The 23,605-nt window shown below is 58.3% G+C and carries 22 protein-coding genes and 1 other RNA gene; 19 read left to right on the forward strand and 4 right to left on the reverse strand.

The annotated features are described in order from the left end of the window. Nucleotides 1–31 precede the first annotated feature (31 nt). The gene (gene fur, locus RTH46_RS20300) at nt 32–436 is read right to left on the reverse strand and encodes a ferric iron uptake transcriptional regulator (protein ID WP_028691268.1); all 405 of its coding nucleotides are present in this window, start codon (nt 434–436) and stop codon (nt 32–34) included. A gap of 97 nt (nt 437–533) precedes the next feature. On the opposite strand from fur, the gene RTH46_RS20305 reads away from it, so the two are divergent. Then, on the forward strand, nt 534–1,055 hold the full coding sequence (locus RTH46_RS20305; RefSeq protein ID WP_279847559.1) for an outer membrane protein assembly factor BamE: 522 nt from the start codon (nt 534–536) through the stop codon (nt 1,053–1,055). Nucleotides 1,056–1,140: 85 nt separating this feature from the next. Here RTH46_RS20305 and RTH46_RS20310 read toward each other — a convergent pair whose 3' ends face one another. Next, entirely contained in the window at nt 1,141–1,575 is a 435-nt protein-coding gene (locus RTH46_RS20310) for a type II toxin-antitoxin system RatA family toxin (RefSeq protein ID WP_153784956.1), read from the reverse strand. A 161-nt stretch (nt 1,576–1,736) separates the two neighbouring features. Here RTH46_RS20310 and smpB point away from each other — a divergent pair, with 161 nt between their 5' ends. Continuing rightward, complete coding sequence (gene smpB, locus RTH46_RS20315) at nt 1,737–2,219, forward strand: SsrA-binding protein SmpB (RefSeq protein WP_011532120.1); 483 nt, start codon at nt 1,737–1,739, stop codon at nt 2,217–2,219. Nucleotides 2,220–2,335: 116 nt separating this feature from the next. Here the strand turns inward: smpB and RTH46_RS20320 are convergent, their stop codons facing one another. Next, nucleotides 2,336–3,103, reverse strand: a complete 768-nt coding sequence (locus tag RTH46_RS20320) for an FCD domain-containing protein (RefSeq protein WP_153788105.1) — start codon at nt 3,101–3,103, stop codon at nt 2,336–2,338. A 260-nt stretch (nt 3,104–3,363) separates the two neighbouring features. Here RTH46_RS20320 and RTH46_RS20325 point away from each other — a divergent pair, with 260 nt between their 5' ends. From RTH46_RS20325 to RTH46_RS20380, 12 genes are all read left to right on the forward strand, one after another. Beyond that, nucleotides 3,364–5,034, forward strand: a complete 1,671-nt coding sequence (locus tag RTH46_RS20325) for a lactate permease LctP family transporter (protein WP_316906427.1) — start codon at nt 3,364–3,366, stop codon at nt 5,032–5,034. Nucleotides 5,035–5,097: 63 nt separating this feature from the next. Continuing rightward, nucleotides 5,098–6,243: an FMN-dependent L-lactate dehydrogenase LldD gene (lldD, locus tag RTH46_RS20330; protein ID WP_153788103.1), complete on the forward strand. Its 1,146-nt coding sequence runs from the start codon at nt 5,098–5,100 to the stop codon at nt 6,241–6,243. A gap of 69 nt (nt 6,244–6,312) precedes the next feature. Beyond that, the gene (locus tag RTH46_RS20335; protein ID WP_153788102.1) at nt 6,313–9,123 is read left to right on the forward strand and encodes an FAD-binding and (Fe-S)-binding domain-containing protein; all 2,811 of its coding nucleotides are present in this window, start codon (nt 6,313–6,315) and stop codon (nt 9,121–9,123) included. A 449-nt stretch (nt 9,124–9,572) separates the two neighbouring features. Continuing rightward, nucleotides 9,573–9,812, forward strand: coding sequence for a hypothetical protein (locus RTH46_RS20340; protein ID WP_316906428.1), 240 nt, complete (start codon nt 9,573–9,575; stop codon nt 9,810–9,812). Next, on the forward strand, nt 9,809–10,060 hold the full coding sequence (locus RTH46_RS20345; RefSeq protein ID WP_316906429.1) for a DUF3077 domain-containing protein: 252 nt from the start codon (nt 9,809–9,811) through the stop codon (nt 10,058–10,060). The genes RTH46_RS20340 and RTH46_RS20345 overlap by 4 nt, the downstream gene beginning before the upstream one ends. A gap of 143 nt (nt 10,061–10,203) precedes the next feature. Next, entirely contained in the window at nt 10,204–10,497 is a 294-nt protein-coding gene (locus RTH46_RS20350) for a hypothetical protein (RefSeq protein WP_279848084.1), read from the forward strand. 94 nt (nt 10,498–10,591) lie between these two features. Further along, nucleotides 10,592–10,983, forward strand: a transfer-messenger RNA (tmRNA) gene (ssrA, locus tag RTH46_RS20355). 188 nt (nt 10,984–11,171) lie between these two features. Continuing rightward, nucleotides 11,172–12,428 carry an integrase domain-containing protein gene (locus tag RTH46_RS20360; protein WP_316906430.1) on the forward strand — a complete coding sequence of 419 codons (1,257 nt, stop codon included), beginning with the start codon at nt 11,172–11,174 and terminating at the stop codon, nt 12,426–12,428. 964 nt (nt 12,429–13,392) lie between these two features. Next, nucleotides 13,393–14,790, forward strand: a complete 1,398-nt coding sequence (locus RTH46_RS20365; protein WP_316906431.1) for a YfjI family protein — start codon at nt 13,393–13,395, stop codon at nt 14,788–14,790. After that, a complete protein-coding gene (locus tag RTH46_RS20370) occupies nt 14,774–15,133 on the forward strand; it encodes a hypothetical protein (RefSeq protein WP_316906432.1) in 360 nt (119 codons plus the stop codon). Before RTH46_RS20365 ends, RTH46_RS20370 begins: the two co-directional genes overlap by 17 nt. After that, nucleotides 15,111–16,091, forward strand: coding sequence for an integrase domain-containing protein (locus RTH46_RS20375; protein ID WP_316906433.1), 981 nt, complete (start codon nt 15,111–15,113; stop codon nt 16,089–16,091). Before RTH46_RS20370 ends, RTH46_RS20375 begins: the two co-directional genes overlap by 23 nt. Continuing rightward, on the forward strand, nt 16,088–16,387 hold the full coding sequence (locus RTH46_RS20380; RefSeq protein ID WP_316906434.1) for a hypothetical protein: 300 nt from the start codon (nt 16,088–16,090) through the stop codon (nt 16,385–16,387). The genes RTH46_RS20375 and RTH46_RS20380 overlap by 4 nt, the downstream gene beginning before the upstream one ends. 109 nt (nt 16,388–16,496) lie before the next feature. Here RTH46_RS20380 and dcm read toward each other — a convergent pair whose 3' ends face one another. Continuing rightward, nucleotides 16,497–17,891 carry a DNA (cytosine-5-)-methyltransferase gene (dcm, locus tag RTH46_RS20385; RefSeq protein WP_316906435.1) on the reverse strand — a complete coding sequence of 465 codons (1,395 nt, stop codon included), beginning with the start codon at nt 17,889–17,891 and terminating at the stop codon, nt 16,497–16,499. 233 nt (nt 17,892–18,124) lie between these two features. Between dcm and RTH46_RS20390 the strand changes: the two genes are divergently transcribed. The 5 genes from RTH46_RS20390 to RTH46_RS20410 all read left to right on the forward strand — a co-directional run bounded on the left by RTH46_RS20390 (nt 18,125) and on the right by RTH46_RS20410 (nt 23,425). Next, complete coding sequence (locus RTH46_RS20390; protein ID WP_316906436.1) at nt 18,125–18,547, forward strand: very short patch repair endonuclease; 423 nt, start codon at nt 18,125–18,127, stop codon at nt 18,545–18,547. 176 nt (nt 18,548–18,723) lie between these two features. Continuing rightward, entirely contained in the window at nt 18,724–20,352 is a 1,629-nt protein-coding gene (locus RTH46_RS20395; protein ID WP_316906437.1) for an ATP-binding protein, read from the forward strand. 1 nt (nt 20,353) lies between these two features. Beyond that, on the forward strand, nt 20,354–21,178 hold the full coding sequence (locus tag RTH46_RS20400) for an HNH endonuclease (protein WP_316906438.1): 825 nt from the start codon (nt 20,354–20,356) through the stop codon (nt 21,176–21,178). Continuing rightward, nucleotides 21,171–22,991, forward strand: coding sequence for a DEAD/DEAH box helicase (locus RTH46_RS20405; RefSeq protein ID WP_316906439.1), 1,821 nt, complete (start codon nt 21,171–21,173; stop codon nt 22,989–22,991). The genes RTH46_RS20400 and RTH46_RS20405 overlap by 8 nt, the downstream gene beginning before the upstream one ends. Next, nucleotides 22,988–23,425: an EcoRII N-terminal effector-binding domain-containing protein gene (locus RTH46_RS20410; RefSeq protein WP_316906440.1), complete on the forward strand. Its 438-nt coding sequence runs from the start codon at nt 22,988–22,990 to the stop codon at nt 23,423–23,425. The genes RTH46_RS20405 and RTH46_RS20410 overlap by 4 nt, the downstream gene beginning before the upstream one ends. Nucleotides 23,426–23,605: the final 180 nt, after the last annotated feature.

Below are 23,605 nucleotides of genomic sequence, written 5' to 3' on the forward strand. Positions count from 1 at the left end.
TCGCCTTTGTCGTCAATAACGAGCTAAATCGTTACTTCTTTTTACGCACATAGAGAACCAGATTGTGGTCCACCAGTTCGAAGCCGTGCTCGGCAACGATCTCTTTCTGGCGCTTCTCGATTTCGGCATCGAAGAATTCAATGACTTCACCGCTGTCCACATTGACCATGTGATCGTGGTGCTTGCCATCTGCCAGCTCGAACACTGCATGGCCGCCATCGAAGTTGTGGCGCTCCACCAGGCCCGCCGCTTCGAACTGAGTCAGCACACGGTACACGGTCGCCAGGCCGACATCTTCGCCCGCTTCCATCAGCGCCTTGTAGACATCCTCGGCACTCATGTGACGCTGCTCGGCGGAGTCGAGCATCTGAAGAATCTTGACTCGAGGCAGGGTTACCTTGAGGCCCGCTTTGCGCAATTCGCTATTTTCAACCATGGTCAGCTTTCTCGCCGATGCTGCTTCGCAGCTTCTCTTAATACGGGTATGATCGGGGTTTACGTTGTCCAGCCAAGATAGTGGAAGTCGCCCACCGATGCAAAACACCAAGCTCTTGCTAACCAGCCTCACCCTTGTGGGACTGCTCGCACTCGCCGGTTGCTCGTTTCCCGGGGTTTACAAAATCGACATCCAGCAGGGCAATGTCGTCACGCAGGACATGATAGACCAATTACGCCCGGGAATGACCCGTCGACAAGTAAGGTTTATCATGGGCAACCCGCTGATCCAGGACCCCTTCCACACCAATCGCTGGGACTACCTGTACAGCCTGCAGCCTGGTGGCGGTGAGCGTCAGCAAGAGCGCATGAGCATCTTCTTCAACGACAGCGACCAGCTGGTCAGCCTGGCCGGCGACTTCATGCCAGGCGTCAGCCGCGACCAGGAAATCCTCGGCGGCAGCGGCGACACCACGGTCAGCCCGGCGCACCAGCCAAGCCAGCAACCGGAAAAACCGGCCAAGCCAGGCTCGCTGGAAGAAACCCTGCAAAAAGAGATCGACACCATCGAGACCACCCCGGTCCCGACGCCAGCACCGCTGGACACCTCGCCGCAATAACAGCAGGCGACAAGGAAAAAGCCCGGACACTGTCCGGGCTTTTTATTGCGCGACTGCCTGGCAAGCTTAACTGACGGCCGACACCTCAGGCATGCAGTTGCTTGGCACGCTCGCAGAACGCATCGACCATGGTGTTGGCAGCCTGATTGAACAGTGGCCCCAAGGTTGCGCGCACCAAAGCACCGGCATAGTCGAACGACAGGTCGAGGCTGATCTTGCAGGCCTTCTCGCCCAGCGGCTTGAACACCCACAAGCCATGCAGCTGGGTGAACGGCCCCTCTTCAAGGTTCATTTCGATCGACTGCCCCGGCACCAGCACATTACGGGTGACGAAGTGCTGGCTGATGCCCCCCTTGGCCACTTCAAGCTTGGCGCGCATGTGCGTGTCGCTGCTCTCGATCACCGTCGAGGCCGAGCACCAGGGCAAAAACGCCGGGTAGCTGGCCACATCGTTGACCAGGTCGTAGAGCGCCTGGGCAGGGTAAGGCAGCAGGGCGGAACGTTGAATATGGGTAGTCATCCAGGCGTCACTTCCAAACGGGACGGCAGCGCTACATAGCGCCTCGAATACGATTCTGTTGATCAGAACAAGGGCTGCATTGTCCGGGATTCACACAACAGGCTCAAGCGCACCTAAACCCCATAGCCGAGGACGCGGCGACTCCCTATAATGCCGCCCCTATGGCTAAGCAAAAGAAACATCCGACCGGGACCATCGCGCAAAACAAGAAGGCGCGACACGATTACTTCATCGAACACAAGTTCGAGGCCGGGCTGGTCCTGTCCGGTTGGGAAGTAAAGAGCCTGCGGGCCGGCAAGGCGCACCTGACCGACAGCTACGTGCTGCTCAAGGATGGCGAAGCCTGGCTGTTCGGCAGCCACATCACCCCGCTGACCACCGCCAGCACCCACGTCATCGCCGACCCGATCCGCACACGCAAGCTGCTGCTGAACAAGCGCGAGCTTGAGCGCCTCGAAGCGGCCGTGGCGCAGAAGGGCTATACCTGCGTGGCGATGTCGCTGTACTGGAGCAAGCACCTGATCAAGTGCGAGATCGCACTCGGCAAGGGCAAGAAGGAATTCGACAAGCGCGACACCGTGCGCGAACGCGATTCCAACCGCGAGCTGCAGCGCACCATGCGCAACAAGGGCAAGGAAGAGTAAAACTCTGCCTTACCCTCGTGGGAGCGGGCTTGCCCCGCGATGGCGCCAGGCCAGGAAGCACTGTTGCCCCTGCTGGCGCCATCGCGGGGCAAGCCCGCTCCCACGGTGCGCAAACATCAGCGCCCGCTGCGCCGCTCCGCCCGGGCCACCCGCTGGGCTTCTTCCTGCGCCTCTTCCAGCACCTCCTGCACATACAGAATGTGCCGGCTGGAAACCTCCCGCGCATCCTCCGCACGCCCCTCGACAATCGCCTCGTACAGCTCACGGTGCTGCCCGATCAGCATGTCGCGCGTCTCGCTGCGCTGCCGGTACATACCGCCAATGTTGGTCACCACGTTGCGCTTGAGCAGGTCGAACAACCCACGAATGGTATGCAGCAGCACGGCATTGTGGCTGGCCTCGGCGATGGCCAGGTGGAAGTTTGCATCGGCCGCGCCCTCCTCCGCCCGGCTGACCTCGTCAACCCGGTTGTAGCAATCCTGCAAGGCATCGAAGGCCACCTTCAACCGCTCGCGGTCCGGCCCGGTGGCACGCTGCGCCGCGTAATAGGCACATGACGCCTCCAGAGTGTGGCGAAACTCCAGCAAGTCATGCTGCGCCTGCGGGCTACCCTCGAGCAACTTGAGCAAAGGGTCGCTGAAGGTCGACCCCAGCGACTCGGCGACAAAGTTGCCACCGCCCTGGCGGCTGACCAGCAACCCCTTGGCCACCAGTTTCTGGATCGCCTCACGCAACGACGGACGGGACACGCCGAACTGCTCGGCCAGTGCGCGCTCGGCCGGCAGCCGCTGCCCCGAAGTCAGCGTGCCTTCCAGAATCATCCCCTCCAACCGATCGACGATGTCGTCGGACAGGCGCCGTTGGCGGACCTGATCAAAAACCATCTACATGCTCTCCACAAACCCCGGCGTGCGGATCCCGGGGGCGCCTATTCTGCGCCTATCCGGCCTGTGCCGACACCCATCAGCCGGCGATTTTAGCCACCCATCAGGTGCCCGCTCATCGGCGTCCGACCAAAGTTTTGCACGGGACAAATTGACACACCCGCAATGGCGCTTTTAACCTAGCGACCAGTCATTGTAAATTGGTCTTACCAATTATCCAATGCCAGTGCCTTACCAACAAAAATTAGGGGCCACCCCATATGCAAACCTGGCAACAACTCTATAGCCCGCTTGGTAGTCTTGGTCTGTCCGCACTGGCGGCGGTCATCCCTATCGTATTCTTCTTCCTTGCCCTCGCCGTGTTCCGCCTCAAGGGCCACGTCGCCGGCAGCATCACCCTCGCGCTGTCGATCCTGGTGGCGATCTTCGCCTTCCAGATGCCTGTCGATATGGCCTTCGCCGCCGCGGGCTATGGCTTCCTCTACGGCCTCTGGCCGATTGCCTGGATCATCGTTGCCGCGGTGTTCCTCTACAAACTCACGGTCAAGAGCGGCCAGTTCGAAGTAATCCGCAGCTCGGTGCTGTCGATCACCGACGACCAGCGCCTGCAAGTGCTGCTGATCGGCTTCTGCTTCGGTGCCTTCCTCGAAGGCGCCGCCGGCTTCGGCGCCCCCGTGGCCATCACCGCCGCGCTGCTGGTGGGCCTGGGCTTCAACCCGCTGTACGCCGCCGGCCTGTGCCTGATCGCCAACACCGCCCCGGTGGCCTTCGGCGCCCTCGGCATCCCGATCATCGTCGCCGGCCAAGTGACCGGCATCGACGCCTTCCACATCGGCGCCATGACCGGCCGCCAGCTGCCGCTGCTGTCGCTGTTCGTGCCGTTCTGGCTGGTGTTCATGATGGACGGCCTGCGCGGCGTGAAGGAAACCTGGCCTGCCGCCCTGGTCGCCGGCCTGAGCTTCGCCGTCACCCAGTACTTCACCTCCAACTTCATTGGCCCAGAGCTGCCCGACATCACCTCGGCCCTGGCCAGCCTGATCGCCCTGACCCTGTTCCTCAAAGTCTGGCAGCCCAAGCGCTCGTTCAGCGAAGCCAAGGGCAGCGTCGGCGCCGCCGTGGTGCAGTCGGGTGGCAGCCAGCCGAGCCCCTACAGCTTCGGCGAGATCTTCAAGGCCTGGTCGCCGTTCCTGATCCTCACCGTGCTGGTGACCATCTGGACCCTCAAGCCGTTCAAGGCGGCATTCGCCCCGGGCGGCGCGATGTACAACTTCGTGTTCAACTTCGCCATCCCGCACCTTGACCAACTGGTGATCAAGACCGCGCCGATCGTTGCCGCACCTACCGCCATGCCCGCGGTGTTCAAGCTCGACCCGATCTCCGCCACCGGCACCGCGATCTTCCTCTCCGCGCTGATCTCCATGGCCGTGCTCAAGATCAACTTCAAAACTGGTCTGACCACTTTCAAAGAAACCTTCTGGGAGCTGCGCTGGCCGATCCTGTCCATCGGCATGGTGCTGGCCTTCGCCTTCGTCACCAACTACTCGGGCATGTCTTCGACCATGGCCCTGGTACTGGCCGGCACCGGCGCCGCGTTCCCGTTCTTCTCGCCGTTCCTCGGCTGGCTGGGCGTGTTCCTGACCGGCTCCGACACCTCGTCCAACGCCCTGTTCAGCTCGCTGCAGGCCACCACCGCGCACCAGATCGGCGTCAACGACACCCTGCTGGTAGCCGCCAACACCAGCGGCGGCGTGACCGGCAAGATGATCTCGCCGCAATCGATCGCCGTGGCCTGCGCCGCCACCGGCCTGGTAGGCAAGGAATCCGACCTGTTCCGCTTCACCGTCAAGCACAGCCTGTTCTTCGCCACCATCGTCGGCCTGATCACCCTGGTCCAGGCTTACTGGCTGACCGGCATGCTGGTTCATCACTAAAGTGAAAGGGGCCGGGCGCGCCACTGCGCCCGGCATCTCCTTCAACCCACGCTGCGAGAATCCATGATCATTTCCGCCTCCACCGACTATCGCGCCGCGGCCCAACGCAAGCTGCCCCCCTTCCTGTTCCACTACGCCGACGGCGGCGCCTACGCCGAACACACCCTGCGCCACAACGTGTCGGACCTGGCCAGCATCGCCCTGCGCCAGCGCGTGCTCAACAACATGTCCGAGCTGAGCCTCGAGACCCAGCTTTTCAACGAAACCCTGAGCATGCCCGTGGCCCTGGCCCCGGTCGGCCTCACCGGCATGTACGCCCGCCGCGGCGAAGTTCAGGCCGCCCGCGCCGCCGCCGCCCACGGCATCCCCTTCACCATGTCCACCGTGTCGGTGTGCCCGATCGAAGAAGTGGCCCCGGCCATCAACCGGCCCATGTGGTTCCAGCTGTATGTGCTCAAGGACCGCGGCTTCATGCGCAACGCCCTGGAGCGCGCCAAGGCCGCCGGCGTGAAAACCCTGGTGTTCACCGTCGACATGCCCGTGCCCGGCGCCCGCTACCGCGACGCCCACTCCGGCATGAGCGGCGCCAACGGCCCGCTGCGCCGTGTGCTGCAAGCCATGACCCACCCGCAATGGGCCTGGGACGTCGGCGTGATGGGCCGCCCCCACGACCTGGGCAACATCTCCGCCTACCGTGGCAACCCCACGGGCCTGGCCGACTACATCGGCTGGCTGGGCAACAACTTCGACCCGTCCATCTCCTGGAAAGACCTGGAGTGGATCCGCGAATTCTGGGACGGCCCGATGATCATCAAGGGCATCCTCGACGCCGATGACGCCCGCGACGCGGTGAAGTTCGGCGCCGACGGCATCGTCGTCTCCAACCACGGCGGCCGCCAGCTCGACGGCGTGCTGTCCAGCGCCCGCGCCCTGCCGGCCATTGCCGACGCGGTGAAGGGCGATATCAAGATCCTCGCCGACTCCGGCATCCGCAGCGGCCTCGACGTGGTGCGCATGATCGCCCTGGGCGCCGACACCGTGCTGATCGGCCGCGCCTTCCTCTATGCCCTGGCCACCCACGGCGAGGCCGGGGTGAAGAACCTGCTGGAGCTGTTCGAGAAGGAAATGCGCGTGGCCATGGTGCTGACCGGCGCCAAGTCCATCAGCGAGATCACCCGCGACTCGCTGGTCCGCGAACTGGGCGCCTGAGCGCCCGCTACCGCCTGAATACCCGGGGCACGCCGCGCGCCAGACGCCGCGGCCCCGCGAGGAGACTGCATGAGCCTGCCCGCCGCGTTCCTGCGTGATGCCGAGCGCCTGATCCCCGCCGAACGCCGCTTCGACGACCCCACCTCGACCCTGGCCTTCGGCACCGACGCCAGCTTCTACCGGCTGATCCCCAAGCTGGTGGTGCGCGTGGAGTCCGAAGACGAAGTGGTCGGCCTGCTCCAGCTGGCCCAGCGCGAGCGCGTGCCAGTCACCTTCCGCGCCGCCGGCACCAGCCTGTCTGGCCAGGCCATCAGCGACTCGGTGCTGATCGTGCTTGGCGACAACTGGAACGGCCGGGAGATTCGCAGCCAGGGCGAGCAGATCCGCCTGCAACCCGGCGTGATCGGCGCCCAGGCTAACGCCTGGCTGGCCCCTTACGGGCGCAAGATCGGCCCCGACCCGGCCTCGATCAACGCCTGCAAGATCGGCGGCATCGTCGCCAACAACGCCAGCGGCATGTGCTGCGGCACTGCGCAGAACACCTACCACACCCTGGCCGGCCTGCGCCTGGTGCTGGCCGACGGCACCCGCCTGGACAGCGAAGACCCGGCCAGCGTCGCTGCCTTCGAAAACAGCCACGCCGACTTGCTGCAAGCGCTCGCCCGCCTCGGCCGCGAAACCCGCGCCAACACCGAACTGGCCGACCGCATCCGGCACAAGTACCGGCTCAAGAACACGACCGGTCTGTCACTCAACGCACTGGTGGACTACGACCAGCCCCTCGATATCCTCCAGCACCTGCTGGTCGGCTCCGAAGGCACCCTAGGCTTCATCAGCGCCGTCACCTACGACACCGTGCCCGACCACCCGCACAAGGCCAGCGCCCTGCTGGTGTTCCCCACTGTGGAGAGCTGCTGCCGCGCCGTGACCGTGCTCAAGCGCCAGCCGGTGTCCGCCGTGGAGCTGCTCGACCGCCGCAGCCTGCGTTCAGTGCAGGAGATGCCGGGCATGCCGGCGTGGGTCAAGGACCTCTCGGCCAACGCCTGCGCCCTGCTGATCGAGTGCCGCGCCGCCAGCCAGAGCCTGCTGCACGAGCAGCTGCAACAGGTGATGGCGTCGATTGCCGACTACCCGCTGGAGCAGAAGGTCGAGTTCAGCGAAGACCCGGCGGTGTACAACCAGCTGTGGAAAATCCGCAAGGACACCTTCCCCGCCGTCGGCGCCGTGCGCCAGACCGGCACCACCGTGATCATCGAAGACGTCACCTTCCCCATCGAGCAACTGGCCGAAGGCGTCAACCGCCTGATCCAGCTGTTCGACAAGCACCGCTACGACGAGGCGATCATTTTCGGCCACGCCCTGGAAGGCAACCTGCACTTCGTCTTCACCCAGGGCTTCAACAGCGCCGAGGAAGTGGCGCGCTACCAGGCCTTTATGGACGACGTGGCACAACTGGTGGCGGTGGAGTTCGGCGGCTCGCTCAAGGCCGAGCACGGCACCGGGCGCAACATGGCGCCCTTCGTCGAGCTGGAGTGGGGCAAGGACGCCTACCAGCTGATGTGGCAACTCAAGCGCCTGCTCGACCCCAACGGCATCCTCAACCCCGACGTGGTGCTGAGCGAAGACCCGGACATCCACCTGAAAAACCTCAAGCCGCTGCCCGCCGCCGACGAGATCGTCGACAAGTGCATCGAGTGCGGCTTCTGTGAACCGGTATGCCCGTCCAAAGGCCTCACCCTCAGCCCGCGCCAGCGCATCGTCATGTGGCGCGATATCCAGGCCAAGAAGCGCGCCGGCGTCGACACCCGCGAGCTGCTGCAGACCTACCAGTACCAGGGCATCGACACCTGCGCCGCCACCGGCCTGTGCGCCCAGCGCTGCCCGGTGGGCATCAACACCGGCGAGCTGGTTAAGAAGCTGCGCGGCCAGGCTGCCGAGCACGCCAAGGCCGCCGACTGGCTGGCCGAGCACTTCCATGCCACCCTGCGCGGCGCCCGCCTGACCCTGGCCGCCGCCAACGGCGCCCGCAAGCTGCTGGGCGCGCCACGCATGGCCCGCCTCAGCGCCAGCCTGAGCAAAGCCAGTAAAGGCCGCCTGCCGCAGTGGACCCCGGCCATGCCGCAGCCCCTGCGCGCCATCGCGCTGAACGCGCCGAGCAACGACGCCCGCCCCCGCGTGGTCTACCTGGCCGCCTGCGTCTCCCGCGTGATGGGCCCCGCTTACGCCGACCGCGAGCAAAGTTCGTTGCTGGACAAGACCCGCGCCCTGCTGGAAAAGGCCGGTTACCAGGTAGTGTTCCCCGACAACGCCGACAGCCTGTGCTGCGGCCAGCCGTTCGCCTCCAAGGGCTACCCGGAGCAGGCCGAGCACAAGCGCCAGGAGTTGATTACCGCCCTGCTGCAAGCCAGCCGTGGCGGCCTTGATCCGATCTATTGCGACACCAGCCCCTGCACCCTGCGCCTGGTGCAGGACCTTGGCGAAACACGGCTGGACCTTTATGACCCGGTGCGGTTTATCCGTACCCATCTGGTCAACAAGCTGGAGTTCACCCCCCAGGATGAACCGGTGGCCGTGCATGTGACCTGCAGCACCCAGCATCTGGGCGAGAGCCAGGCGCTGATCGATTTGGCGCGGCGTTGCAGCAAGAATGTGGTGATTCCTGAAGGTATCCATTGCTGTGGGTTTGCTGGCGACAAGGGGTTCACCACGCCCGAGCTCAATGCCCACTCGCTGCGTACGCTCAAGGATGCGGTGCAGTATTGCAGTGAAGGGATTTCTACCAGCCGTACCTGTGAGATTGGGCTGTCGAGCCATAGCGGGATCGACTATCACGGGTTGGTGTATCTGGTGGATCGGGTTACGCGAGCACGCAGCATTTAAATACCCATCGCGGGGCAAGCCCGCTCCCACGCCTGCCTAGGCGAGCACCTGCGAGCGTGGGAACGTGGGAACGTGGGAACGTGGGAACGTGGGAGCGGGCTTGCCCCGCGATGAGGCCGTCAAACCCGTAAGACATTTCCGAACCTGCAACCAAATGCTTCAGCCCAAAAGGCTTGGGAACTATCCTACGCACCTGCCGGAAGTTGCTGCGTTGTCGGGGAAATCCCTCAGGGCTAACTTGACCCAGTCGCCACATTTGGTGACCGGGTGTGAGAACCCGACGCGAAAAGTCTACGGCATCTCTGTTATGGCAGCCGTGCCCGGGCAGACTTCGGTCTGGCCGAGGTTCACTTCCGCGTCGGTTTCTCACCCCGTGTACGGCTGCCACCCCTCGTCCCGTGAGAAAGGCATGGACGGCAGCTTCCATGAACTACGCGGAAGTGTTGAACATGAAAAAGATCGTCCCCGACCCACCCCGTTTCTTCCCTTACCTGTCCATCTCCCCCGAACTCACCCCCGAAGCCGCCCGCACCGAAGCCACCTCCCTGATGGGCTGCCTACGCGAAGTCCTCGACATGTACTTCGACACCAACAGCGAAGAACAGCGCCAAACCCTGCTGAACACCTGCATCTACCTCAACCAGCTGCTCTACCCCCTGATCCGCCACGAGACAGGAGCGCAGCCATGACCGAGCCCTCCGACCACTGGAGCACCACAGGCACCACCACCTGCCTGGAGCTCTACCGCATCCAGCCCGGCATCCCTTTCCAACATGCCTTCAGCGAACTGTCGGTATTGCTGGGCTGCATCCGCCACCTCACCTGCGAAGCCGAGATGGAAGGCGACCTGATAGCCGGCGGCACCGCCCGCATCCTCAGCGCCATGGCCAAGGCCCTGATCGACGACCTCGAGCTCGGCATGGGCCACAGCACCTAACCACGCCCCAAGCCCGCCTCACTTCTGAACGTGGGAGCGGGCTTGCCCCGCGATGGTCAACCATCAAACCAATTGAACCCTGCTCATTCGTGCACAGTCCACCCAACAGGCCCACCTTCCCGAGGCCTCACGAGGAGACACCCATGAAAGGTACTGCGCTATCCGCCCTGTTCGCGGCCGCCACCCTGCTGGCCTCGCCCGTATTCGCCGCCGACGACCTGTGCGCCCTCAACCTGCAAAAGATCGACGACGCCATGGCCACCGCCGGCGCCACCTCCGAAGGCATGGATAAAGCCGTCACCGAACACGTGGACAAAGCCAAGGCCGCCCAGGCCTCGGGCGACACCAAGGAATGCATCGCCATCACCAGCAAAGTGCTCGAACGCCTGGAGAAAACCGAAAAAGGCGGCAACGGCGCCAGCGGCAGCGGTGCCTGAGCCCTGCGAAGGGCGGCGACAGTCGACGCCGCCCGCTCAAGGGCGTATACTCCGCCTCACGTGCCGAAAGGTACGGTCAGCTAGAGCTGAGTGTGGGGCCGATTAGGATTCGACGCCGGTAGCGAAACTCTAGGTGCATGCCGAGTTGGTAACAGAACTCGTAAATCCACTGTTGCAACTTTCTATAGTTGCCAATGACGAAAACTACGAGGGCTACGCTCTCGCTGCGTAAGCAGCTGAGCCCGCTCTCCTGGTAGCTTCGGCTCCAGCAATCATCAGGGGATGCCTGTAAACCCGAAATGATTGTCATACAGAACAGGATCGTCGTGCAGCACGTTGGGGGCGAAGCGACTAAAACTTACCCAACTCATCCAAAGCACCCTGCCCGTCGGGCGGCTGCGGATTAAATCAGTAGACACGGCTAAGCATGTAGTACCGACAGCGGAGTACTGGCGGACGGGGGTTCAAATCCCCCCGGCTCCACCAAATTATCAAACAAAGACGTCCACGGACGTCTTTTTTTGTGCCTGGAAGTCAGTGAAATCAAGGGTTTACTGCTCTTTTGAGGGCCACAATGGTTTTTTGAGTTCCAGCTATCCCGGTATTCCCCGTGGTATTCCAGCCTACCTGGGGCTAATCTTGGGAATACCAAAAGGTGTCATGGAGCCTCTCCCATGTGCGCTCAAACAGCTCGTCTCTCCGACCGCCAGCTCAAGTCGGTCAAGCCCAAAGACAAGGACTACGTCCTCACGGATGGCGACGGCCTGCAGCTTCGCGTCCGGGTCAACCGCTCGATGCAGTGGAATTTCAACTACAGGCATCCGGTCACCAAGAATCGCATCAACATGGCGCTCGGCTCCTATCCCGAGGTCTCGCTGGCGCAAGCTCGGCGGAAAGCGGTTGAGGCTAGGGAAGTACTTGCTCAGGGGATCGACCCCAAAGCTCAGCGCAATGATCTCGCGCAGGCCAAGCTAGCCGTGACGGAACATACGTTCGAGAAAGTAGCCGCTGCCTGGTTCGAGCTGAAAAAGGACTCGGTCACGCCGGCCTATGCCGAGGACATCTGGCGCTCACTCACGCTGCACGTTTTCCCGAGCATGAAATCGACCCCGATCTCGGAAGTCAGCGCACCGATGGTGATAAAGATCCTTCGCCCTATCGAAGCCAAAGGCAGCTTGGAAACGGTGAAGCGGCTTAGCCAGCGCCTCAACGAGATCATGACCTACGGGGTCAATTCGGGAATGATTTTCGCGAACCCGCTCAGTGGGATTCGGGCGGTATTCAAGAAACCGAAGAAAGAAAACATGGCGGCGCTTCCACCCGAGGAGCTTCCTGAGCTCATGCTGGAAATAGCGAACGCCAGTATCAAGCGCACGACCCGCTGTCTGATCGAATGGCAGTTGCACACCATGACTCGCCCAGCTGAGGCGGCGACTACTCGTTGGGCAGACATCGACTTTGAAAGGCGTGTCTGGACCATCCCGCCGGAGCGGATGAAGAAGCGCCGCCCGCACAGCATCCCGTTGAGCGATCAAGCCATGTCATTGCTGGAGATACTGAAGTCCCACAGTGGTCATCGGGAATACGTCTTCCCCGCAGACCGAAACCCTCGTACTCATGCCAATAGCCAGACCGCCAACATGGCATTGAAACGCATGGGCTTCCAGGACCGCTTGGTCAGCCACGGCATGCGCTCGATGGCCAGCACCATCTTGAATGAACATGGGTGGGACCCGGAGCTCATCGAAGTGGCGTTGGCGCACGTCGACAAGGATGAAGTGCGCAGTGCCTACAACCGGGCCGACTACATCGAGCGACGGCGGCCGATGATGGCTTGGTGGAGCGAGTACATTCTGAAGGCATCGACGGGCAATCTCTCGGCCAGCGCGATGAATGTGGCTAGGGATCGAAACGTAGTACCCATCCGATAGGGCGGCGACAACGGCGACACTGGCGACAGACCGCGCGCCATCTACATCCTTGCCGTCTGAGCGGATGGCGACAGTCGCCAACTCGCCTCGACTTTGGCTTCTCCGGCTAAGCCCGTGAGCATGGGGAGGCTTCGCATCCCCATGCTCACGGGCTAACACTAGAAAAGCGACAAACGGCCACTTTGCCACTGACACCCACCGACTTCCATAGCACGCCAGAGGTGGAATCTGGCGCATTTCCATGTGCCCTTCACCAATTGACCCGTGCCGCGGTGACAGATAGAACGAAGGTTCAAAGCGCTGCCTTAGGCAGCACCCCAGATGACCAGAGCCTTCAAGGTCATGCCGTTAACCCGGTGGTTCATCCCAAAGTGCGATTCGCGCCCGGAGGCTCGCACGGTCATTCGCCAGAATGATGGACGCCCTCTAAACAATCCGCCTAGTGCGGCTGCCCGCTAACCCTTTAGCCCTGCAGCAACGAACCTGCTCGGCCAACGTTTTGCGCCAACCGCTCGCCCGTCTCTTTTTCCAGAAAAGAGACGGGCGCTCCTACCACTGCTGCAGCCATCATCGCACAGGGCTTTGCGGCAATTCCCCTCGTGACAATCGGCGTGACAAACGCAGATGTCACCAGCGACAGCCCTGTAGATGATGGTGCCGCAGACAAAGGAATGGACTGCACCTGACTGACAGTCAGGCATGCCCCGGTCATCGCAGTGCTGCTTGCTCCTGGCTCAGGATCTCGCGGCGCTGGTCTCGTCAGCCAGTGCAGCCTCCACCCGCCCACCGGTAACGGTGCTCAGGAGGCCAGATCATGAGATGCCCTTGCTCCTAGTCGTAAGGAGCCGCCAGTCCCGCGTCAGTGGACACCCTCACAGGTCGCAGGGGCCTTGATCCCTGATAACACTCAACATTCTTGGCGGGATGACGTGAGGGAGAGATCGGTAATTTATGGAGGACGGCTATGCAACTGCGCGAAGTACAAGGGCCACCACGCCCTTTGTTGGAACAGCAGATTACGCCCCTGCCCTACCCGGTCGAGGCGCTGGGCGATCTATTGGGGCCTGCCGTCGAACGCATGGCCGATGTAATCGGCGTTCCCTGCGCCATGGCCGCGCAATCCGTTCTGGCCACAGCAGCGCTAGCGAGCCAGGCGCACGCCAATGTTCACCTCGACGGCCGAAACTATCCGTTGTCGCTGTACTTGCTCACCGTGGCTTGCTCGGGTGATCGCAAAAGCGCGGTGGACCAAGTTGCGCTGCAAGCCGTACGCGACTGGGAGAGACAACAGTGGATCGCTTATGGCGAACAGCTCAAGGCGCACCGCGCCGCAATGAGCGCCACCGCAAAATCTCCGACCTCGAAAAAGTCGGTACAGCGAGCGCTAGACGCCCAAACTGAACCTGCCCAACCGAGACTGCTCAGTGCTGAGCCAACTATTGAAAGCCTGGTGAAAAGCCTGTGCCATGGTTTGCCAAGCATGGGGCTATTCAGCGATGAAGGCGGGCAGTTTTTGGGCGGCAGCACCATGAGTAAAGACAACATGATCAAGGCGATCACTCACTTGTCGACGCTGTGGGACGGTAGCCCGATTGATCGGTCGCGCGCGATGGCTGGGGAAAGTCTGCGTGCCTATGACCGCCGCCTCAGCATGCACTTGATGCTCCAACCCCGCCTGGCAGACCGCTTGCTGCAAGACGCTGATATCAAAGACCAGGGCATCCTGGGACGCTGCCTGATCAGTTGGCCAGAGCGTCTGGTTGGACAACGGCTGTACAAAGCGATCGACCTGACCCGTGATCCAAAGGTGCACCTGTACCAGCAGCGCATTGCCGCGCTCATGCAGATGCCTTGGTCACGCCATAAAGACGGCGGCCTCAGCCCTGCAACCCTAGAGTTAAGCCCCCGCGCCCGTGAAGCATGGATTGCCATTCACGACACCATTGAATGCGAGTCCGGGGAATTCGGCGAGCTAGTCAACGTGCAGGCTGCTGCGGGCAAAGCCGCAGCGAACGTTCTCCGCATGGCTGGTGTGATGGCGGTGGTTGAAGAATCGACTGTCTTGGAAGAAATGCACATCCAGCGCGCCTCTACGCTGATGGACTACTACCTGGCCGAGAACCAACGACTGACCGAACAGGAACCACTGAACAAGCTTCGCGCAGAGGCCGATTGTCTGCTCCGCTGGTTGATTAAGAAGAACTGGCCACCGTTCCGCCTCCGCGATCTCACGCGAAACGGCCCTCGCTTTGCCCGTAAAAGCACGCGGCACACCTTCGAGCTATTGCTGCAGCTGGTTACCCATAACTGGCTGAACAATGCCGGAGACATATTCGAGGTGCGCCATGTTCCGTCTCAATGACGCCGTGCGTCGCTACCAGGCGCAACATCGCTCGTCGACCGAATTGCGGCTTGTCGCCGCCACCGTTACCACTTTGTCGCCACGTGCCAAGCGACATGCAACGGGGGTTGTCGCCAGTGTCGCCACTGTCGCCACTACAACATCTGAGCTCATCGACCTCGCTCAGCTCATCGAGCAGTTGCAAGAAGAAGGAGCTCTGCTGGAACACACCGAAAATGCCCTCCTCATCCGCCCAGCACACTGGGGGCAGTTGGACAGCGTCGGCGCCCACTGGAAAGCCCTGCTGCTGCTCCTTCAAACCAAAGTTCACGGTGAAGACAATGGCGCTGGTCGGTCGGCGTGACGGTCGCAACTTTGGCTACGGCCGACAACTGAGCTACGCCGGTCGGCAGGCACTGCAAGATCTGTTTGCCGGCGGCCACTTCGCCACAATCAAAGCGCACAGCGATCGCTGGCAAGCCTTCGCGCGCTGGTGCCGGTCAGAAGACGGCCCCGGCTACAACGATGCGCGCCAGATCGATCAGCAGACATTGCAAGACTATGCCACTTATTTGCGCCAACTAATCAAGAAAGGCGAACTGTGCATCGCCACCGCGCAGAACCGCCTGAGCAGCGTCAACCGCACCCTCGCTGCGCTGCGCGGTGATCAGAACGTTACAATCGTCAGCCCGAGCCAAGCCTTGGGACAGCAGCGCTGCTCAGTGCGCGTCCGTGCGCCGGATGGCCAAGACCACCAAAAAGTGCAACAACTGCTTCAGGTGCTGGTTGAGAAAAAGCACGAGCGGGTGGCTGCGATTGTCATGCTGGCCCGAACTACCGGAATGCGTTTGCGCGAAGCAATCCTGGCGGATCTGCCACGCCTGCACCGCCAAGCCAAGCAAATTGGCCGTATCAACATCCAAGAGGGTACCAAGGGAGGGCGCTCGGGGGCATCAGCGCCGCGTTGGATCATCGCGAACGAAAAAGTAATCGCGGCACTCGAGTCGGCGCGTGAAGCGTCTCCCGTCGGCAGTCGCAACTTACTGGACCGCACTGAAAGCTACGCCGCATTCTTGCAACGAACGGTTCTCCCCGCCCGCGAAGTGCTGCGTACGTACGGATTGAAAGGTTTCCATGAATTGCGCGCAGCCTACGCTTGCGAACGCTACACTCAGCTCACAGGCCACCCTGCCCCAGTCAATCGATGTCAGAGCTATCGTATTGATTGCGATTTAGATCAAGCAGCCCGCAAGCAAATTAGCCTCGAGCTAGGGCATTATCGGGTTGACGTGGTTTCCGCCTACATTGGAGGGCGGATATGACCAAAACTTTTGATATGGAGCTGTTTTTAAGCGGTGTTTTAACGGGCTCGAAGCTCACCCAGCAGCGCCACCTACGGCAAGCTAAGATCATGCAAGCAGCCATTCAGCTTCGATGGCAGCGAGACAATCCTTGGGTTTGGCAGCTTAAACACTTGCGATGGTTTTTCGCACAATATCTAAAAAATCGCTCCTACAGCACCCGCTATTACTACAGACTAACAACCTTGATTATCTATAAACGGCTAGGCAAAAATGATCAGATGCTCATCGATTGGCTGAACACCAAGAAATTATAGCCCCGCCACTCTCTTTCTCGCCCGTCCATCTCAGCGAGCGCATCTTACTAGATGCGAAACGCTGCGATGGGGATACATAGACTTCAGACGACCTCAAACGCTTGCCGCCTCACCTTCCAATTTTTTCCTTTGCCTTCAAAATTCTTGACTTCATCATTTTTGCAACAGCCTCGAAAACAGGCACTGCCACTGAATTACCAAACTGACGATACGCCTGAGTGTCCGAAACAGGTATAACGAAGGTGCTTTCGCCTGGTTTATCAAAGCCCATAAGCCTGGCACACTCTTGAGGTGTCAGCCGACGGGGGCGACTCAGACTGTTAACTTCGCCATAAAAGTCTAAGTTATCTGAGAATCCGCGATCGACCAAAATTTCCGAACCATCCTTATGATACCGTGCAGAAAGTGTACGAGCCACATCATTAGGACGAGTAAGGCCGAAGCCAAAGCCATTACCCTTCGCCTTGTGCTTTTGAGCATACTTGTACAAATACTCCCAAAGTTTAGGAGTCAGTACGTACTTGCTATCAACGTTTTTATCAAGCAGATCACCGAAGGAAGGACGCTGAACCGGCTCAAACTTCGAAATATCCTTCAGTGTGAAGCCCTGATGGACATTCAGGTCTCGCCTGAAGCCTACCAGGACGATCCGTTCTCGATGCTGAGGCAAGAACTTGACTGCATCGATGACCTTCGGATCAGCGCCTTTGGGAGCATTAACATCTGCTACCTCATAGCCCAGCTCATCTAACGTTTCACAAATAATCCGAAAAGTATTTCCTTTGTCATGACTTTTGAGGTTCTTGACGTTCTCGAGCAGGAAAGCAGCGGGACGCTTCGCCGCGATGATTCGGGCCACATCGAAAAATAAAGTACCCTGAGTTTCACACTCGAACCCATGCTTGCGTCCTAAAGAATTCTTTTTCGACACACCTGCAAGAGAAAACGGCTGGCAAGGGAAACCAGCAAGCAGCACATCATGATCTGGGATTTCCCGATCGATATTTCGGTAAGCCTCCTCCTCACTAACCTCCGGTTTGTCCGAGAGCGTTACTGATCGAATGTCTAAATTAAAACGATGACGAGCAGGATCGCAATAGTGGTTAGCCTTATAGGTCCGGACCGCATATTTGTTCCATTCAGAAGTAAAGAGACATTCGCCGCCTACTGCCTCGAACCCCTTGCGAATTCCACCGATACCGGCAAACAAGTCGATAAAAGTGAAAGTTCTCTCCCCTTCCACCTTCCGTGGCAGCAGCTCACTGAGGCGTTTGTGGTCAATGTATGACAGCTTGGGAGACGCCTTGCCCTTATGCCAACGATTAATCGTCTCGCGACACCAATGTCCCGGGCTTGCTTCGTTAAGCACAGCAGCTAGAAAACCCTGATCATAGATTTCGAGCAGCTCCTGCAGTAACGCTCGATCGCTTCCTGCATAGTCACCGGATTGATCGGTAGCAGCAGCGCGCGGGTTTGCGCCTTGCACATCTTCAATAAAACTCATAAGCGCTCTCTGGGTCAAATCTGTGACGATACGTCACTATTCTATCCCTTAGATCAGCAATGTGAAGCGTTTTTTACCGAGCTATCCTAAGGACGCTACATCGTAGGCGGCGCCGCCGAAGCAGCCAAATCGCCAATGCCCTTTCATGGAGGTCTGAAAAGGAGGTGAACCTCGTGTCATAGATGGAACCGAACGTAAAATAAACAAAGCTCCGCTCTGCCAATGGTAACGATATGGACACGGTCGATTCAGCAACTCGCTCCAGGATGATGTCTGGCATCCGAGGGAAGGATACCGCTCCCGAAATGCTGGTCAGACGATTCCTGCACAACCAAGGGTACCGATATCGCTTGCATCGAAAGGACCTTCCCGGGAATCCGGACATTGTGATTCCACGCCTCAAGGTATGCATTTTTGTCCATGGCTGCTTCTGGCATCGTCACCCCGGTTGCCGATACGCGACCACTCCCAAAACCCGACCTGAGTTCTGGGGTGACAAATTCCAGAAAAACGTAGCTAGGGATGCTGCCAACACGCTAGCGCTGGAGGGTCGCGATTGGACCGTCTTGATCGTCTGGGAATGCCAGTTGAAAAAAGATCCCGAGACGTTGTCTAGGCTGGAACACCGGCTCCAAATGATTGCCCATGCTAGCTAAGGACGCGACCACGCCGCGGAGGTCACCTCCCTGCCGCAGTTTGCACCAGGCGATACCGACAAGGTTGCCTTGTGGTGGCGGAGTGCAATTATACTGACCACTTCCGAGAGTCTCGCAGAGCTCATGGCACTGGGGCTAGGGAAGCCTAGAGCCCCATAAATGCAAAGGACCCCAATGTGAGTGATTTGATCAACGAGCCAGATGCGCCCCGCCTGATCTTCGGGCTTAGAGATACAGGCTACAACGTCAGGACTGCTGCCGCAGACATCATAGATAACTCCATCGCCGCCAAAGCAGATCAAATCAACGTCGAGATCACCCTGCGTAGCGACGGCCGTAAGCTGGTCTACTTCGGAGACAATGGCGAAGGGATGGATGCTGATGGTGTCTACAAGGCGATGCGATATGGGGCGCCGGAACGCGACAACCCCGAGAGTCTCGGGAAGTTCGGGCTTGGGCTTAAGACTGCATCCAGCTCCGTTTGCCTCAAATACACGCTGATTTCTCGCAAACGTCCCACCGATGAATTCGCAAAGCTCGCTTGGGATCTCGACCACGTCGCTCAGAGCGAAAAGTGGGAGATGCTCCGCGAGCCCGTCACCCCAGACGAACAGGAGATGTTCGAGGAGCTATGTGGGGAAAGGGGCACGCTCTTAATATGGGAAAAATGCGATAGGATTCTGACCAGAGAATACGAAGCAGGCTCGAGCAAAGAACAGAGCGCGATTAAGCGCCTCGCGGAAAGCCTGATTAAACATCTATCCCTCGTTTATCACCGATTCCTTGACCACACTGACGAGCGCGAACGCAATATCGATATTTTCATCAATCAAATGCCGGTAGAGCCGTGGAATCCGTTTTACCCTGCACGCTCCGAGCAGGTTCTTTCAGAAAAAAAGCAAAAGTTAGTAGTAGAATTGGCTGACGGCTGCGAGGAGACGGCGACTATACGAGCGTGGATTCTGCCGCACCGCAGCGACATGACAAAAGATGAGGAAAAGATCCATGCACGCATCTCAAACCGTGCTCAGGGTTTTTACGTCTATCGAGAAGGTCGCTTGATCCAAGATGGAAGCTGGCTAGAAGTCTTTGGTGCACCAGAGCCTCATACCTCCTTGCTGCGTGTGGAGTTTGACTTCGGACATAAGCTTGACGACGCATTTCGGATCGACGTCAAAAAGTCAAGAATCCTTTTCCACCCAGACCTAGAGGACGGGCTGCGAGAGTTGCTTCAGCCAGTCTATCGTGAAGCAGGACAGCGGGCTCGTAGACAAAACCGAGAGCAAACCAATCTCAAAAATATCGACCACACCAGCGCTAACAAGAACATTGCGGAAACCGGCAGTGCTAGCAAACCGCAGGTGAACTCTGTCGATCCCGCAACCCAGTCTGCGATCATTTCAAATAATCAAGGCAACAAGATCAAGCTTAAGGTACCAGTTCAGAATCATGTAAGTCCCGAAACAGTGTATGTAGACGCTGTAGAGAACATCAATACCGGAGAGCTCTGGCAACCAGCTCTCCGCAGTGCTGGAAATAGTGACCACGTCCCTGCAGTTTTGCTCAACAAACATCATGACTTCTATCAGAAAATCTATAAACGCGCGGCCGCTAACGGTTTCGCCGTTGAAGGTATGGATCTTCTGTTGTGGGCTTTTGCTGTAGCTGAGCAAAATAATACCAACGACGAGCTTGAGCCGATATTTGAGGATATCCGTAACGAAATATCCAACAACCTTCGCAAACTTCTACGAAATGTTCCCGACCCTGAGCCGGGCGACCTGATGGCTGAAGAAGAAGGCTGAGATGATCGGCGGAAAGAAAGATCTGATCCTCAGAGAGCTTGAGGAAGGGACTGGAGCTCTCATATCGGCCGCAGTCGATCTTAGTGGACTTAGGTCAGGACTTCGTATTTGGTTTGGTGACTTAGACGAGAAACACGGGCCGGTTGCGGAGCTTCGCCCATTTGGACTCAAGGGACATAGTGTAAGTCTCTTCTTTGGACGCTTCTCCGGAGAAGTCATCGGACAGATCAAAAAGGCGTCCCTTGAAGACGTCCAATTAGCACGTGCTCTAGTGGCATCAATCCGAACTGACATCGACTTGGAGATTTCGGGCCAAACTCTCACGGACTGGAGAATAACATCTGGGGATTTTCAAATTTCCGCAAAAATTCGTGACCAAGATGATCCACATAGCGATGCCAATATCATTGCGACATGTCGTGAAGTGATCGTCCCAATGATGGCTGCGATGGCGGAGCTTATTGGCTACGATGTAATCGAGGACGATTTAGGTGAGGTGGCTCCGGTTTTCGAAGGCGCTATCTCGCACTCGGTTATAAAACGACGGGAAAGAAATCCTCGCAATAGACTTTTGTGCATTCGCATTCATGGAGAACGTTGCCTGGCTTGCGGCTTGGAGCCAAAGTTATCCTATGGCGAGGCAGGATCAATAATTGAAGTTCATCACCTAGAGCCTGTAGGACTTCTTTCAGAGCCTCGCCCGTATGACCCGCGCACGGATCTAGTACCACTCTGCCCTAACTGCCACAGAGCCCTACATACGAGGCGACCCATACCGTTTACCCTCGAAGACTTAAAAGCGCTGAGGGAAAATTGCCGTGACTGATATTATCAAACTTCCTGAGACCTTCGCAGCCCTCCTAAGCAGTCCCCCTGAAAACCTGGCACTCTCAGAGCGGCTTGTTGATCCTGTCATGATCATCTGTAAGACGGGGGATCGTATAGTCGCGCGCCTAGGAGGGATTCGATCGCTTCGAGGCAAGCGGTCTGTTCATTATGCTCCAAGCAATCGACATTCTTGGATACTGGATGGAAACACAATCCGACCACTTCCGAGCGACGCAGTCACTCTTTTTAACGAAGCGCTGAATTACTCGTCGTCCGAAAATCTTTCTTACAGCAAGGCTATTGAGCTAATTCGAACCCCTAACCCGAGTTTGGAGGTGCTTCCTGATGAGATATTTCTACAATCGGGAAGAGTTGCTGCGCATAAACTTGAGGGGGAGCTTACAATCCATGGGCTGAGCGCAACGCTATTTCCCTATCAGTCGCGTGGTGTTCTCTGGATGTGGGAAACCGTTAAACATACGGGCGGACTGATTCTCGCCGATGAAATGGGGCTGGGCAAAACCCTTCAGATTATCGCATTGCTGCTAATGGACCCACCAAAGTCCGACTCGCCTGCATTGATAATCTGTCCGACTAGCCTTATTGCCAATTGGGCGCGAGAGTTTGAACGGTTTGCAGCTGGATTGACCTTGATGATACATCGTGGTCAAAGTCGGGCAGGAATATATCGAGAACTGCAACGAACCAGTGTTGTAATCACAACATATGACACCATGGTCAATGACATCTCAATTTTTTCATCCGTCGAATGGTCTTGGCTAATCTGCGACGAAGCACAAGCAATCAAGAACCCGCAATCAAATCGCAGAAGGGCTATCGCTTCGATCCCACGCCGACGTACTGTTCCCATGACTGGTACGCCCGTTGAAAACAGTCTGGTTGATCTATGGTCTCTTGCCGACTTCGCCATCCCCGGCCTACTTGGCTCTCAGCTTGACTTCGAAGTTCAATATCCGGACTGTATGGAATCGGCTCAGGCAGTGGGGCAACTCACTGATCCTATGATACTCAAACGCCGGGTAGCAGATGTAGCTGGCGATTTACCCCAGCGAATAAATATCGATTTGCCGCTCGAGCTGGACGATCTTCTGACTGAGCATTATTTAAATGTACGATCTGAAACACTAGCCAAGTACCCTACAGCAGGGGCGCTAGTGGCTACGCTTCAACTGCAACTTGTATGTGCTCACCCTTGGCTGCGCCAAGTTTCCGAAGGGGACGTTGATGGTGAGGACTCGACAATCACTCGCACAACCAAACTCCCCCTGATGACCTCAAAAATGGAGAGAACAATCTCTCTCTTAAAGGAGTCATTCGCAAACAAACGAAAAGTCATAATTTTCGCGCTATTCAACCGAATCGGCGAATTAGTAAGGGAGGCGTTCCCGGGCTCGCCCAATACGTACTGGGGCTCTATTAATGGTTCTACCGCCCAACCAGATCGCCAATCAATTATCGATGACTTTACAAATCACGACGGCCCCGGATGTTTGATACTCAACCCTAAAGCGGCCGGTGCCGGTTTAAATATTACCGCAGCAACCGTGGTGATACATTTCACTCCAGTATGGAACCCGGCACTAGAAGCACAGGCGAGTGCTCGGGCCCACCGACGAGGCCAAACTCAGCCAGTCACCATTTACCGTCTTTTTTACAAAAATACAGTGGAAGAAGTTATGTTAGAACGTTCTCTTTGGAAGAGCGAGCTGGCAAATGAAAGCATCCCAGTTTCTTCCAGAGATGCAACCGACATCAGACGCGCCCTTGAAATTACTCCGGTGAAGACATGAAAACATCCATATTCCGAAAAATTTTGAGCGCTAATGACGTTGGCGCGACTGGCGCTCATCAAGCCGGCATCCTCATACCAAAATCAGAGTCGGATCTTCTTTCAATACTCCCCTCGCTTGACCCAGCAATAAAAAACCCAGATGCATGGATTGAATGCGAAGATGAAGATGGAACCATAAGGAAGTTTCGCTTTGTATATTACAACAACAAAATCCATAAATCCGGCACTAGAAATGAGTACCGAATCACTCACATGACAAAGTACTTTAACGAGACAGGAGCCCGCGAAGGCGAATCATTGGAAATATCTAAGCCTGAAAATTCCAGTCATTACAGAATTCGGATCGTACGCTCGGCAACGACACTCGAAGCTCTTGACCAAGAAAGCGGTGTCAGAATCAAAATCAAGTCAGCATGGCGGCGCGTCCACTAAAGACATCACTATCGTAATACTTGGATATTCCATAAGTGTGATGGCGTCGTGCACGATCGAATACCTTTGGGGGCCAGCATTAGTTTCCTAAGTAAGCTCAAGCTGCGCCCCTTCTGGCTTACGCTGTTCGACAACAGATGCGGGGGAGAACCCTCGCTCTCTGCATCAACCCAATCTCAG

It is taken from the genome of Pseudomonas sp. zfem004 (assembly GCF_032621715.1).
Taxonomy (GTDB): Bacteria; Pseudomonadota; Gammaproteobacteria; order Pseudomonadales; family Pseudomonadaceae; genus Aquipseudomonas; species Aquipseudomonas sichuanensis.